Origin of the sequence: Xylophilus rhododendri (genome assembly GCF_009906855.1) — a bacterium.
Taxonomy (GTDB): domain Bacteria; phylum Pseudomonadota; class Gammaproteobacteria; order Burkholderiales; family Burkholderiaceae_C; genus Xylophilus; species Xylophilus rhododendri.
Genome location: NZ_CP047650.1, coordinates 3,316,293 through 3,330,468, shown reverse-complemented (window position 1 = coordinate 3,330,468; position 14,176 = coordinate 3,316,293). Strand labels below are relative to the sequence as shown.

The 14,176-nt window shown below is 70.2% G+C and carries 8 protein-coding genes; 3 read left to right on the top strand and 5 right to left on the bottom strand.

Annotation, left to right across the window (positions count from 1 at the left end):
* Positions 1-20: 20 nt before the first annotated feature.
* From GT347_RS15425 to GT347_RS15415, 3 genes are read right to left on the bottom strand one after another with little or no spacing between them, the layout of a single operon-like run.
* Positions 21-3,020 carry a hypothetical protein gene (locus tag GT347_RS15425; RefSeq protein ID WP_160553025.1) on the bottom strand — a complete coding sequence of 1,000 codons (3,000 nt, stop codon included), beginning with the start codon at positions 3,018-3,020 and terminating at the stop codon, positions 21-23.
* 13 nt (positions 3,021-3,033) lie between these two features.
* The gene (locus GT347_RS15420; protein ID WP_160553024.1) at positions 3,034-7,353 is read right to left on the bottom strand and encodes a coiled-coil domain-containing protein; all 4,320 of its coding nucleotides are present in this window, start codon (positions 7,351-7,353) and stop codon (positions 3,034-3,036) included.
* A 29-nt stretch (positions 7,354-7,382) separates the two neighbouring features.
* Positions 7,383-8,678 (bottom strand): hypothetical protein, encoded by a 1,296-nt coding sequence (locus tag GT347_RS15415; RefSeq protein WP_160553023.1) that lies wholly within the window; start codon positions 8,676-8,678, stop codon positions 7,383-7,385.
* 113 nt (positions 8,679-8,791) lie between these two features.
* Here GT347_RS15415 and GT347_RS15410 point away from each other — a divergent pair, with 113 nt between their 5' ends.
* Positions 8,792-9,082 (top strand): acylphosphatase, encoded by a 291-nt coding sequence (locus tag GT347_RS15410; RefSeq protein ID WP_160553022.1) that lies wholly within the window; start codon positions 8,792-8,794, stop codon positions 9,080-9,082.
* Between the two features lie 50 nt (positions 9,083-9,132).
* Positions 9,133-11,442, top strand: a complete 2,310-nt coding sequence (locus GT347_RS15405) for an ATP-dependent DNA helicase (RefSeq protein ID WP_160553021.1) — start codon at positions 9,133-9,135, stop codon at positions 11,440-11,442.
* Here the strand turns inward: GT347_RS15405 and GT347_RS15400 are convergent.
* A complete protein-coding gene (locus tag GT347_RS15400; protein ID WP_160553020.1) occupies positions 11,439-13,151 on the bottom strand; it encodes a hypothetical protein in 1,713 nt (570 codons plus the stop codon). The two genes, GT347_RS15405 and GT347_RS15400, sit on opposite strands and share 4 nt — an antisense overlap.
* A 292-nt stretch (positions 13,152-13,443) precedes the next feature.
* Here GT347_RS15400 and GT347_RS15395 point away from each other — a divergent pair, with 292 nt between their 5' ends.
* Complete coding sequence (locus tag GT347_RS15395; RefSeq protein WP_160553019.1) at positions 13,444-13,734, top strand: hypothetical protein; 291 nt, start codon at positions 13,444-13,446, stop codon at positions 13,732-13,734.
* Here the strand turns inward: GT347_RS15395 and GT347_RS15390 are convergent.
* Positions 13,709-14,164, bottom strand: coding sequence for a ribonuclease HI family protein (locus tag GT347_RS15390; protein WP_407704097.1), 456 nt, complete (start codon positions 14,162-14,164; stop codon positions 13,709-13,711). The genes GT347_RS15395 and GT347_RS15390 overlap by 26 nt on opposite strands.
* Positions 14,165-14,176: the final 12 nt, after the last annotated feature.

Here is a 14,176-nt window from a genome sequence, read left to right as displayed (position 1 = left end):
AATCTAACCCGTGCCCGGGATCAGACCGGCACCGGCACCGGCACCGGCACCGGCACCGGCACCGAAGCCTTGGCCTCCTCCACCAGCACCGACAGCTCCCGTGCCCGGTCCTCGGCCTGGGCGCGCAGCTTCTCGCTCATCAGCTTCATCTCGGCATGGGCCATGCGGTCGGCGGCCACCGGCTTGAAGGCGCCCAGCAGGCGGGCGGCCTTCTCGGCCTGGGTGTGGAAACCTTGCAGTTCCACCGGCGTGTAGCGCGTCGGATCCGCATGGATGAGGTGGATGCGCGGCTGCAGGTCGAGCAATTTCATCGCGGCGTCGATGTCGGCGGTGGGGTCCTCCGACAGCGGCGGCTCGGCGCCGCGGGCGCGCTGCTTCAGGGTGAACCAGCCGGCGTAGCTCAGCTGCAGGGGCTGGGGCGCCCAGTCGAGCTTGACCTTCCTCGAATCCTTGAAGCGCAGGTCCTCCTCGAGCAGGGTCTCCAGGTATTCGATGACCTTGTCCTTGTCGCTTTCCGAGTCGGCCAGGGACTGCGCGGTCACGCCGCAGGAGCGCAGGATCTCGCGCGCCATCGGGTCCTTGCCGTCGGTGGCTGCCCAGGCGATGGAGTGCACCGCCAGGGTGGCGTTGTGGCGCAGGGCGTCCAGGCCGGCGCGGCGGTTGGCGGGGTTGTTCATGGCGGCCAGGGTGATCTTCCAGCCCTTGCGCAGCATGACCTCGTCCTGCACCGTCTTGGCCAGGTCGCGGCCGGCCTCGGCCGCCTGGCTGGCGGCGGTCAGCGCCTTGCCGACCGCCATGGTGATCGGCTCCGGCACGCTGGCGCAGATGGTGCCGGCCAGCTGCACCGTCTGCAGCGCCAGCTCGATGCTGGCGTAGACCTGCTGGGTGACCTTGGCCGAGTAGAAGTTCTCGATCGAGGGCATGAGCATGCTGCCGGCCTTGCGGGCCTTGCCGACGTCGGCGCTGAACTTGCTGGCCAGCTCCGCGCGCCGGGCGATCTTGACGATGGTGACGGACATCTTCATCACCAGCTCGGCCGCCTGCAGCGCCGGTATCAGCGAGCCGGCCACCTGGCTGGCGGCCGTCTTGGCGACGGTGCCGGCGGTCTGCTCGGCGATGTGCTGGCCGATGGAGACGTTCTTCGAATCGGTGCCCAGCTTGGTGATGGCGCCACCGGCGCCCGACAGCAGCGAGCCCACCTTGAGCACGATCTCCAGGTCGCGCTGGTCGGCCTTGACCTGCGCGATCAGCACGTCCAGCGACTGCTGGCGCGCCAGCGCCATGCCGCCTTCGTCGATCAGCACCAGTTGGCGCTCGAAATCATCGAGTTCCTCGTTGGCTTCTTCCAGTTCCACTTCCTGGCCGGCGTTCTGTTCCTTGGCGGCGGCGCTGATGCCTTCGCCGACCTCGTCGCCGGCGATCGCCTGCAGGAAGGCATCGGAGCCGAACACCGATTCGGCGGCTTCCCCGGCCGGCTTGACGAGCTGGCCGAAGACGCCGGACGGATCCGCCAGGCTTCCCTTCTTGAACAGGCCGCCCAGGCGCGACACCTCGCCGCCCGCCGCGCCCTGGTAGGCCTTGGCCAGCTGGGTGCCGAAGGGGGCCAGGTCGCGGTGCGCCTTGCCGACGGCTTTTTCCATGGCCTTGCCGATGAGCGCCACCACCTCGGTGGCCTGCGGCGGGGTGTCGGGCGAGCCGCCCAGCGCCGGCTCCACGAGGTCCACCAGGGCATCGGCATCGAAGGCGCTGGCGAAGGCGCCGCCCACCGCGTCGGAGGCGGCGGGGCTGCGGGGCAACAGGGCCTGGCGCAGCGCCTGCTCGATGCGGTCGGCCAGCTCGTGGGCGCCCGAGCGCAGCTCGCCGCGCCGCACGGCCTTGTCGATGTCGCCCTCGGTGCCGGCGCGGCCGCCGGCCGAGCCGCCCAGGCCGATGCCGCCGGAGATGCTGCTCTTGAGCACACTCACCACGTCGCGTGTGATGTTCACGCCGTCGGTCTCGATCAGCTTGGCGAAGCCCTTGAGCACCTCGACCATCTTGTCGCCGGAGACCCGCACCACCTCGTCCATCTTCAGGCCGGCGGCGGTGAGCTGCTGCTCCACCTCGGCCAGCACCGCCGTCAGCGGGCCTTCGGGAATGTTCTTGAGCTGCCCGATCACCGGCGTCAGCGCCGAGGACACCAGGTGCGTGGGCGCGCTGATCTTGCCGATCTTGGTGCTGAGCAGCTGCGGGTTGACGGTGCCGTCCAGCGTCTTGTCGAGCGCCACGCCGGCCTTGTAGGCGCCGTAGACCGACTTGGCGGTGGACAGGCTCTTGGTGGTGATCGTCTTGGCCCGCATCAGCTCTTCGGGTGTCATGCCGACCTTGCCGGCCAGGGTGTCGATCTGGCCCTCGGCAAAGCCCTTGGCCTTGGTGCCCAGGCTGGCGAGCCGTTCCATCTTGGTTCCGGCGTTGTGGTAATTGGCCTCGGCCTTGGCGGCGGCCTCGCGTTTGTCGTCTTCCTGCTTCTTCAGCATGCCGCGGAAGGAGCCCATGACCTCGCGCAGCATCACCGCGACTTCGCTGTAGCCGTCGATCACCAGGGTCTCGGGCAGCAGGCCCTCGCGCACCAGCGGGGTGAACAGCTCGTCGATCATGTCCTGGGTGGTGAAGACCGGCTGGCCCGCGTCGTCCCTGGCGGCGGCCATCTTGTCGCGCAGCACCAGGATCTTGCCCAGCGCGTCGGTCACGCGCTTGGCGACCTTGGGGTCCAGCGACTCGTACTTGGTGCGGGCGTCCTCGGTCTCGATCGACTTGCGCTGGCCGCGCTCGTCCATGGACTGGACTTCCTTCTTGCTGTCGCGCCGCTTGACGCTGAAGGTCATGGCCGCGCGCAGCTCGTCGCGCGAGCTGTCCAGGCCCTGGCCGACCAGGCTGTCGAGCACCTGGGCACGTGCCTCGCGCTTGACCAGTTCCTTGCCGATGTCCTGCGCCAGGCCCGCGGTGCCGGCCAGGAAGTTGGCCTTGTCTTTCATTGTCGCCATGGGGAGCTCCGAATCAGATGCCGACGAGCGCGGCGAGTTCGATCTTCTTGAGCGCGGCACGCACGAAGGAAATCGCGGGGCGCGGATCGACGTCCACCATGCCGGCGGCGGCGCCGCGGAACAGCTGGACGAAGAGCGGGTTGTCGACCACGTCGGCCCCCAGCTGGCGGGTGGTGCGCAAGGCCTGCTCGCGCGCCTTCTTGCGGTCGGCCAGGGAGCTGTCCTGGGCGGCGAGCACCTTCAGCGGCCCGGCGAAGGCGCCGGCCGGGAAGCGGTTGGCGAGGCGGTCGAGCATGGGTGTGATCTGCCCCACGGCGGTTTCGAGCTTCTGCTTGTCGGCGGGCGAGAGGTAGTCCTCGTGGTCCTCGGTGGCGGAGGCCTTGGCCGGCAGCTGCTTCATGCTCTCGCTCAGCTGGCCCAGGGTGCCGCGCAGCTCGCCGACGCGGCGCACCCACTCCTGCTCCAGCTTCTGCAGGTCGCGCACCAGGTCCACATTGGTGCTGGCACCGCCCTCGCGCAGGCGCAGCGCCGTCTTGTTGAGCTGGCCGATGCGCATATAGGCCTGGGCGAAGGCGGCGCGGGCGGCCTTCATGTCCGGCGCGCCGTTCGAGAGGCCGCGCTTGTGCGGCACCTTGGAGACCACGTCCAGGTAGGGCGCCAGCGAGCGGCCGATGCTGTTGACCGCGGCCTTGAGGCTTTCCACCTCCTGCTCCTCGGCCTCGACCTTGCGCTGCTTGACGGCGCTCTCCACCGCCGGGACCAGGCTGTCGATCCAGTAGGACTGGGTGCTGTTCCAGTTGCGCGCCAGGTCGCGCAGCTCGCGCTGCTCTTCCGCGGCGTCGGCGTTCAGCTCCTGCAGGCTGGCGCGGGCCTCGTCGGGCTTCTGGGCCATCAGGCCGTCGAGTTCGGTCTCCAACGCGGCGAGCTGCTGCAGCGCGGCTTCGAGTTCGCCTTCCTGGCGGGCCGTCGCATGGGCGTCGCTCAGGCGCGAGGCGAACCGTTCGTTGTAGGCCTTGGCCCGGCCGCCGAGCAGGGTGGCGCCGGTGTGGTCCTTCATCTTGTCGAAGAGGGCTTCCACCGCCTCCTTGCGCAGCTTGAAGCCGTCGTACTTCACCTGGGCGGCCAGGGCCGCCTCGCGTGCCTGGCCGATCGGCTCGGCGAGCTGGTCGAGGGCAGCCAGGCCCTGGTCGGGCGGCAGGCGTTTGGCGGCTTCGATGGCCTTGTCGAGCCGCTCCTTCAGGCCTGCGTAGGTGCGCGGCAGGCGCTTCTGCACCACCGCGTCGTCGCCCAGGGTGTGGGAGAGCTTCGCCCAGGCCTTCTGCACCTGGTCGAGCGAGGCGCCGGCCTTGTCGCCCTTGCCCTTGGCGTCGTCCACCGTCAGGCGGATCAGGTCGATCTCGCGCCGGGCGGCCTCGATTAGCAGGGGGTCGTCGGTGTCCAGCATGGCCAGGGCGTCGTCGACGCGCTGGCCCAGGTCCTTGAACAGGTCCCTGAAGGTGTCCGCCTGCAGGTTCATGAACTTCTTGGCGACCTCGCTCTTGAGCTTCTGCGCCTCGTTGCGGGCCGGCGCCTTGTCGGCGGCGATGAGGCGGCGCTTCTCGATCACTTTCTGGGCGAAGCTCACCCGCAGCTTCTCCAGGGCTTCGGCCTGCTTGGGATCGGTGCTGGCCTGCTCGAAGGCCTGGAGCTGCTGGCGCAGCGCCTTCTGCGGCGCGTCGGCGGCCTTCTCGATCTCCAGCAGCAGCTGTTCGGTGCCGCGGTACTTGGCGGCCCAGGCATCGTTGGCCTCGCGGGCCTGGCCGTCCTTCAGCGCCTGCTTGAATTCCGCGTCCGCGGTCTGCGCCGGATCGGGCAGGCTGGCGGCCAGGTCGGCCAGCTGCTGCATCAGCTCGTTGTGCGACCGCACCAGGGTCTGCAGGGTGGGCTCGCCCAGCCTGGGCTGCAGCGCGCGGTCGACTTCGTCGCGCTGCTTCTGCAGTTCGGTGAGGCGGGCGCCCCAGCCCAGGGAGCCGGCGCCGCCCTTGAGGCCCTGCTTGAGCAGCGCCTGGTTGAGCCGCTCGATCTGCTCGCGCAGCCCCTTGGCGCGGGTGTTCCAGAGCTGGGTGAGCTTGCCGGCCTCGATGCGGAATTCGTCGAAGTCGAAGCCGGGCGGGAACTTGGCTTCCTCCGCCACCCGGTCCTGGTCGGCGCCGCGCTGCAGGTAGCGCCTGGCCATCTCGACGGCGGTGCGGTGGTCGATCCGGCCGTCCTGCAGTTCGGCGAGGGTCTGCTCGATGTTGTCGAACAGGCCCTTGGCCGGACCGGCGATGGCGCCGGTGGCCTTGCTGAGCTGGGCGGCGCGCGAGCGCACGGGCTTGAGCTGTTCGTAGATGCCGGTCCAGTCCTGCTTGGCTTTGGCGAAGTCCTTGCCGAGTTCCACCGCCAGGTCCTGCAGCTTGTCGAGCAGCGTGGTGGCGCTTTCCACCCGCCAGTCGGCCAGGGCGGCGCGCACCGCGCCGATCTGGCGGCCCAGTTCGGCCAGGTCGGCGCTGCCGGCCGGAAAGCCCTGCTTGACCAGTTCGTCCAGGCCCTTCTCGATCGCGTCGGTCAGGCGGCCCATGCGGGCGAGTTCCTCCTGCTGGCTGCTGGCGGCCTCGGTCAGGTCCTCGGTGATCTTGCCGAGCCCGGCCTCGGGGTTGGGCGCCTGCAGGGCCAGGGCGATGGCGCGTTTCTGCGCATCGACCATGGACTGCGGATGGCAGCGGCCGTAGAGCAGCACGGCCTTGTCGGCCGCTTCCAGCGCCTTCTTGCCGGCTGGCGAGAGCTCCTTGGCGATGAAGTCCTTCTCGGCCTTGCGCGCCTTGGCCACGAACTCGCCGATCTTGGCGTCGGCCAGCGTCTGGGCCGCGGCCTTGAAGCCGCCGGGCGGCTGGCCATGCGCGTCCACCCGGGTGCGCACCATGAGCGCGTCGATGGCCTGCAGCTGCACATGGCCGCCGTTGATGCCGGCCACCTCGGTGCGCACCGACTGCAGCTGGGCGAAGGCCTTCTGGTAGGCGGGCAGGGCGGCGAGGTCGGCCTCGGCCTGCTTCTTCAGGTCCTTGGAGAGTTTCTCGGCCGCCTTGGCGATGTCCTTGGCGATGGCCTCGTCGAGCAGCTTGGTGGCCCTGTCGATGGCGGCGGAGGTCACCGAGGTGCCCAGGTCGCGGTCGGCCGCTTCCAGTTCCTTCTGGATCTTGCCGATCTCCGCGAACACGGCGGATTGCTCGTCGAGCGCGCCGCGCACCAGGCGCGCCGCGGCCAGCTGGTCGGCCAGGGCCCGGCGCTGCTTGCCGAACTTTTCCATCGCCTTGACACGCGCCTCGCCGATGTCGGCCTTGGCCTTCTCGATGGCCGCTTCGGCCGCCTGCAGGGCCTGGGTGACGGCGGTGAGTTTCTCGGAGCTGTCCGCGCCCACATAGTCGGCTTGGGCCTTCTTCAGCAGCAGCCGCGCGGGCGCCAGCTCGTAGATCTTCATGGCGCCGGCTTCGCCGATGCGCTCGCTGACCGCCTCGATGCGCGCGGCCGCGCCCTGGTGCTGGCCCAGCAGGCCCTGGCGGTACTGCGCCAGCGTGTTCTGGCCGCTGCGCAACTGCTGCAGCGCCCGCTCGGCGGTGGCGGTGTCGGCCATGCTGGCCCAGGCATTCGTGACCTCCGCCAGGCGCAGGGGCCACATGGCTTCCAGGGGCTGGAACAGCGCCTTGGGATCGGGCAGGGCCGCGCGGTTCTGCAGTTCCTGCGGGCCGGCGGCCTTCCAGGCGTCGAGGAACTCCTCCACCTTGGCCCTGGCATCGACGATGGCCTTGAGCGCCTGCTGGCCCTTGACCGAGTTGGTCGTGGAATAGGCGGTCTTCGGATCGAGCAGCTTGTCGCCCGCGGCGATGGCGCTCTCCATGGCGGCCGGCACGGCCAGCTGCGCCTGGCGCACCGCCTGGGCCATCGCCTTGGCATCCTGCGTCAGCGTGCGGATCGCCTCGCCCAGGGTCTGGATCGGCTGCTGCGGCTGCGGGGGCGGCTGCTGCGGCGTGACCGGCGCGGAGGCCTTGGCGATCCACTCACGGGTTTCGCCCACCAGCTGGGTGATGCCGTCGGCGCGCTTCTGCCGGTCTTTCAGCAGCCGGGCCTCGGTCAGCCGGTCGCGCAGCAACTGCAGCTGCGCGGCGCCGCCACGGCGCTGCGGCTCGGGCAGCTTGCCGGCCAGGGCCACGGCTTCCTTGATCAGCTTGTCGAAGGTGGCGGCATCGTCCTGGATGCGCTTCTTGAGCTCGTTCTTGGCCTTGCGCCCGTCCAGCCATTGGCCCAGTTTGGTCGGCATGTCTTGGTGTCCTTGTTTGGCCCGCAGGCTCAGGCCGGCTGGCCGAAGGCCTGGCGCAGCGCGGCCAGGGCGGTGGTGAGCGGCGCGCGCACATTGCCGACGTAGGCGTCGACATCGGTGACCACGTCGTCCTGGGTGACCCAGCGGGTGAGTTCGTTGACCTGCTGCAGCGTGCGCGGCTCGGCGGTGAGCTGCTTCATCACGGCGTTGACTTCCAGCTCGGCGTCGCGGGCGAGTTCGTCGTCCGGATCCTCGCCGCGGTCTTCCTTGAGTTCGTCGGCCATGTCCTTGAGCTGCGCCAGCACGCCGGCGCGCGCCTTGCGCCAGCCGTCCAGGGCGGCATCGAGGGCGGCCTTGTCGGCGCCCTCGGGCGTGGCCGCCGGCTGCTCCAGCAGCTTCTGCAGCATGTCGAGCGCCTTCTCGGCACCGGCGAAGTCGCCGGCCTCGGCCTTGCCTTCGGCGAATCCGCTGACCGCGCGCAGCTTGTTGGATTCGGGGTGCTGCGCCTTCAAGGCGTCGGCCATGCGCTTGTGCAGCTCGTCGAGGCGCTGCCGGTAGAGCGCGGCATGCGGGGGCTCGGCGGTCTCGGCGGCAGCGGGTTTTTCAGCCGGTTTCTCAGCGGCCTTCTGGGTGGCGGCGGGCTTGGCGTCTTCCTCGTCCTCGCCGTCCTCGTCGATATCGGCCGGGTCCTCGCCCCGCACCCGCACCTTCAGCCGCAGCTCGGTCTGCGCCAGCAGCGCCGCGCGCAGACGCTTGGCCATGCCGGCGGCCTGGGTCTTGAGCACGAAGGTCAGCGCGCCGGCCTCCCACAGGCATTCACCGACGACGTACTTGGCGCCGCCGGTCGCATCCAGCGCCTCGGCGAGCAGCTTGCGGCGGGGAATGCCGATGGGCTTGCGCATGATCAGCACGGCCGTGTTGCGGCCGGCTGTGCCGATCATGGCGTGCATGCTCACATCGCCCTTCTTCAGCTGGCGCACCAGCGGAATCATCTTGGTGGTGAGCAGGACGGGGGTGTCTTCCTCCTCGTCCTCTGCGGCGCTGGCGGCCGCGGCCTTGGCCTGTTTGGCCGCCTCCTTGCGGTCGGCCTCGCTGGCCTTCTTCATGGCTTCGAGCTGCTTGACGACGTCCTTGTCGGCCTTGTGCTCCTTCTGCAGCAGGCCGATCTGCTTGTCGACCGCGTCGAGGGCGGCGTCCACCCCCTGCGGCCCCTTCTTCTCGGCGGCGGCCAGCGCGGCCAGGGCCTTCTGCAGGTCGGCACCCTTGAGTTCGCGCTTGCTCGCGAATGCCTTCCAGGTGGATTCGTCCAGCTGTTTGTCTGCCATGGAAATGTCCAGGTCGGTGTGGGTCGTGCCGCGCTTGTACCGTTACTTACAAAGCGCGAAGATCGTATCGGAAATCGAGATCGCCGGGCATCTTCCGTGGCAGCATTCCGGGTATGTCCGAAACGCCGAGCGTCTGCCGCCACCTGCACATCCATGGCCGGGTCCAGGGCGTGTATTACCGCGCCAGCATGGTGGAGCAGGCCCTGGCGCTGGGCGTGAGCGGCTGGGTGCGCAATCGGCGCGACGGCAGCGTGGAGGCCCTGGTGTGCGGCCCGGCCGAAGCGGTGGAGGAATTGATCGACTGGTCGCGCCAGGGCCCGGCCCAGGCCCGGGTGGAGGGCGTGGCGGTGGCCGAGGCCGAAGGCCCGCCACCCGCCGGATTCGAGCAGCGGCCGACCGCCTGAGCGGCGCCCGCGGACCTGGAAAACCCCCGCGCCGATACCATCTGCGGCCCATGCCAGCCGCCCTGCCCGACGACGCCGCCACCCCGCCGGGCTACACCGTGGCCGTGCGCCTGCTGTGCGACTTCACCGGGCGCAGCGGCGATCTGGACGTCCGTTTCTCGCCTTCGCCCACCGCCCAGGACGGCATCGCCGGCCATGCCGCCGTGGCCGCGCGCCGCCCGGCCCCTTACCAGCGGGAGGTGACGCTGTCGGGCCGCTGGCAGGGCTTGGCGGTGCGCGGCCGCGCCGACGGCTACGACCCCGTCGCCAACCGCCTCGAAGAGATCAAGACCCACCGCGGCGACCTGGCCCGGCAGCCGGCCCACCAGCGCGCCCTGCACTGGGCGCAGGCCGAGGTCTACGGCTGGCTGCTCTGCGCCGAGCGCGGGCTGGCCGAGGTGGAACTGGCCCTGGTCTATTACGAGCTGTCCAGCGGCGTGGAGACCGTGCTGCTGCAGCGGCGCAGCGCGGCCGAACTGCGCCAGGCCTTCGAGGACCGCTGCCAGCGCTTCCTGGCCTGGGCCGAACAGGAGGCCGCGCACCGCCGGGCGCGCGACGCGGCCCTGGCGCGGCTGGCCTTTCCCTTCGGCGACTTCCGCCCCGGCCAGCGCGTCTTCGCCGAAGCCGTGTTCCGCGCCCAGCGCGACGGCCGCCGCCTGATGGCCCAGGCGCCGACCGGCATCGGCAAGACCCTGGCCACGCTGTTCCCCGCCCTGCGCGCCTGTCCACCGGCCGTGCCGCCACGCCCCGACCGGCCGGGCCTGGACCGCGTCTTCTACCTCACCGCCCGCACCTCCGGCCGACGCCTCGCCCTCGACGCCCTGCAGCAGCTCGGCGCCGGCGTGCGGGTGCTGGAACTGGTGGCCCGCGACAAGGCCTGCGAATACCCGGACCGCGCCTGCAACGGCGAATCCTGCCCCCTGGCGCGCGGCTTCTACGACCGCCTGCCCGCCGCCCGCGCCCAGGCCGCCGCCAGCCCGCAGGCGCTGGACCGCGAGACCCTGCGCGGCATCGCCCTGCAGCACCAGGTCTGCCCCTACTACCTGGGCCAGGAAATGGCCCGCTGGTGCGATGTGGTGGTGGGCGACGTCAACCACTGGTTCGACGGCAGCGCCCTGCTCTTCGCCCTGGCGCTGGAGGCCGAATGGCGCTGCGGCCTGCTGGTGGACGAGGCGCACAACCTGATCGAGCGGGCGCGCGGCATGTATTCGGCCAGCCTCGATCCCTGGCTGTTCGCCGAGCTGCGCCGGCAGGCGCCCGCCGTGCTCAAACGCACGCTGGACCGTCTCAACCGGGCCTGGAAAGCCCTGGCCCCCGAGGGCGAGGAAACCGGCGCCCGGCGCGAGTTCGACACCGTGCCGGAGGCCTTCTCACGCGCGCTGCAGGAGGCCGTCTCGGCAATAGGCGAGACGCTGTCCGAGGCGCCGCCCGGCACCGACACCGCGCTGCTGCAGCGCTTCTGGTTCGAGCTGCTGGCCTTCGCGCGGCGTGCCGAGACGCTGGCCGCGCATTCCCTGTTCGATGCCACGCGGCTGGCGGGCCGCGGCATGGTGCAGCTCGACATCCGCAACCTGGTGCCCGCCAGCTTTCTCGCGCCACGCTTCGCCCTGGCCCGGGCCGCCGTGCTGTTCTCGGCCACGCTGCGGCCAGAGGACTACCACCGCGACCTGCTCGGCCTGCCGGCCGACACAGCCAGCCTGGACGTGCCTTCGCCCTACGGCGGCGAGCAGCTGGAAGTGCGCATCGCCCACCACATCTCCACCCGCTGGCAGCACCGGGAGTCCTCGCTACGGGCGCTGGTCGATCTGCTGGGCGCGCAGTTCGACCGCGCGCCGGGCAACTACCTGGCCTTCTTCAGCAGCTTCGATTACCTGCAGCGGGCGCTGGAACTGCTGGTCGAGCTGCGGCCCGATATCCCCGTGTGGGCGCAGTCGCGCGGGATGTCGGAGGCGGAGCGCGAAGCCTATCTGGCGCGTTTCGCCGCCGGCGGGCGCGGCATCGGTTTCGCGGTGCTGGGCGGGGTGTTCGGCGAGGGCATAGACCTGCCCGGGGACCGGCTGATCGGCGCCTTTATCGCCACGCTGGGGCTGCCCCAGGTCAATGCCGTCAACGAGCGCCTGAAGCTGCGGCTCCAGGCCCTCTACGGAACGGCCAGGGGCTACGACTACGCCTATGTGTTCCCCGGCTTCCAGAAGGTGGTGCAGGCGGCGGGGCGGGTGATCCGGTCGGGCTCGGACCGGGGCACCGTCTGGCTGATGGACGATCGCTTCGACCAGGCCCGTTACCGCCGCCTGCTGCCCGGCTGGTGGGTGCTTGACTAGGCTTGCGGCCTTGCCGGTGCGAGGGCCGGCACTCCGGAGAGGGAGCCGGGGCCGCGCCCCGGCCGGCGCTCAATCGTTGATGGACAACCCGAAGAACTGATTGCCCCCGCGCCGCCATAGACGGTCAGCTTGGTGCCGTTGGGCGCCAGGGCGATCTGCCCGCTCTGCACCGAGTTGCGTTCCCGGTAGCGCATGCCGGGCCGCGGCTGGTTGTAGAAGCGCACCTGGCCGGTGACGGACTTGGTCGGAATATCGCGGGTCACCGCGCCGGTGCTGGTGTTGACCGCCGTGACGACGCTGGTGTCGCGTGTCAGCGTGGAGGCGGAGCCCGAGCCGCTCGGCTGGGTGAGCAGGTCGAAGTAGCTCGAGGTGGCGCCCACCGTCGGCAGGGTCTCGGTGATGCCGGCCGGCAGCGCCACCAGGATGCCGCCGTTGGTCATCGGCACCACCAGCACTTTGCCGCCGCTGGGCGACTTGTAGGCATACACCGGCTCGCCGCCCACATAGTCGGAATCGAGCCGGCCGCTCAGGCTGAGCGCGCCGGTGGAGTCGGCCACCAGGCTGGCCACATGGTCGCTCACCGTGCAGTTGGTGGCGAGGTTGTCGCAGAAGGTCTTGGTGATCGGGCCGGCGGCGCTGATCTGCAGCGTGCTGTAGTCGCTGCTGTAGAAGGCGCTGGAGCTGTCGTAGATGTATTCCACCGTGTTCCAGCCGCCCACCGCGTCGGCCACGCTGAAGCTCTGCTGCGGCAGGCCGATGCCGACGATGGCGCGGCTGGCATCGCGCAGGCCCAGGATGCCTTCGGTGTTGCCGACGCCGGTCATCACCGTGCCGTCGCTGCCGGTGTAGGTGAACTGGCAGCCGGTGGTGGTGCTGATCGCCACCGTGCCGCTGACCGCGACACCCGAGCGTGTGACGGTGGCGGTGCCGGCGCTGAAGTCCGGTGTGAACAGCAGCCGCCGGCCGCTGTTGAAGGCCACGCGGTAGGCAATGCTGCGGAACTGCGGGCAGGCGGAGACGGCCGGCGGCGTCAGCAGCGCGGTGGACAGGCCGGTGGTGCCGTCCTTGATCGCCACGACCAGGTCGCTCAGCGTGGCGGTGGCGGCGGCGAGCTTGGCCTGCAGGGCGTCGAGCTTGGCATCGCTGGCGTCGCCCACCGCGAAAGCGGTGCTCAGCGGCGATGCGCCGCTGATGTCGATGCCGCTGGCCGCCAGCACGCTGGCCACCGAGCTGGTGGCGGTGGCCAGGGTGTCGGCGCTCAGGCTGGTGGCGGTGAAGCCCTGGAACAGCAGCGCCGGATCGGTCAGCGCGGCGGCGGCCAGGATGAGCTGGGTGAATGGCGTGACGTTGGCGGTCGCGGCGTTCATGCCGCTGCCGGTGGCGATGCCGTAGAGATCGACGGTGGAGGTCGAGACCCGGATCATGCAGGGCAGCTTGCCGCCGGTGACGGTGACCGAGTAGCTGCCGTTGCTGGCGGTGGTGGCGGTGGCCGAGGCGCCGTCGCATTTGACGGTGACGGCGGCCCCGGCCAGCGCGGCGCCGGTGGCGGCGGTGCCGCTGAGGGTGGCGCCGAGTGCCACGGTCGTGTCCGGCACGCCGGGCGAAACCACGGTGCCACCATCGACGACGGTGGGTGAGTTGCTGCCGCCGCCGCAGGCGGCGAGCGCCAGCGCGATGAAGATCACGGAAATGCCGGGTAACGCTCTCATGTCATGGCCTCGCAGGTGGGATGGGTATTGGGAATTCCCATGCTGACGGTGCGCCGCCGGGCCGTCATGACCCGAACAGGTGATGCCGTCGACTAAATTGCGCCTGCCGTCAGCGCCGGCCTGGTTTTCGACGGAAGCGAAGGTTCATTCCAGGAATAGGCCGAATGGCGTAGTCCTCGCAACTGTGAGTTGGTGGTATTTCCAAAGGTGACTGGGATAAACTTTTTCGACGCGAGCACTCAACTCGCCGTCCGCCCTCCCAGCACTACGAAAACCCTTGGACCACAAAGCCATGCTGCATGCGCTCATCGAAGCGATCCGGGAACGAAAGGCCGTCGCTTTCGTCTACCGCGGCGTGCGCCGGATGGTGGAGCCGCATGCGGTGGGCATCGGGCACGACGGCGCCGAATGGTTCAGCGCCTTCCAGACGGCCGGCCAGCATTTCATCGCCGGCCACGAATGGATTTACTGCAGCCTGCGCAATATCGAAGATTTGCAAGTAACTACCCACACCTTCGACGAGACCCGCCCCGGTTATTGCCGTGGCGATTCACGTTTCATCCGTTTTTTCGCCGAGCTTTAGATAATCGTTTGCGGCCGGGCGGCAATACCGGCTTTTCGGGCAGGCCCTGGGCGGCGCGCGCCAGGGCGTCGGCCTGGCCATTGCGGTGGCGCGGCACCCATTGCAGGCGCGCTTCGCCGAATTCGGCCATCAGCCGGCGGGCGGCTTCGAAGGCGGGCTCCAGGCGCAGGATGGGCGCCGGGCGCCCAGCCTCGGGGGCGGCCAGTTGCGCGACCACGGTGCTGTTATCGCTGTGCAGGACAGCGGATGTCGCGCCCAGCCTGCGCAGTTCGGCCAGGGCGACCGTGATGGCCCACAGCTCGGCCTCGTTGTTGCAGCCGACCGTGGGGATGGCGCGCGACACGGTGTGGCGGCTGCCGTCCGGCGCCAGCAACACCACGCCGCAGGCCATGCGGCCCGGGTTGGGCACGGCACTGCCGTCGCAGTGCACGATCCAGGGCTG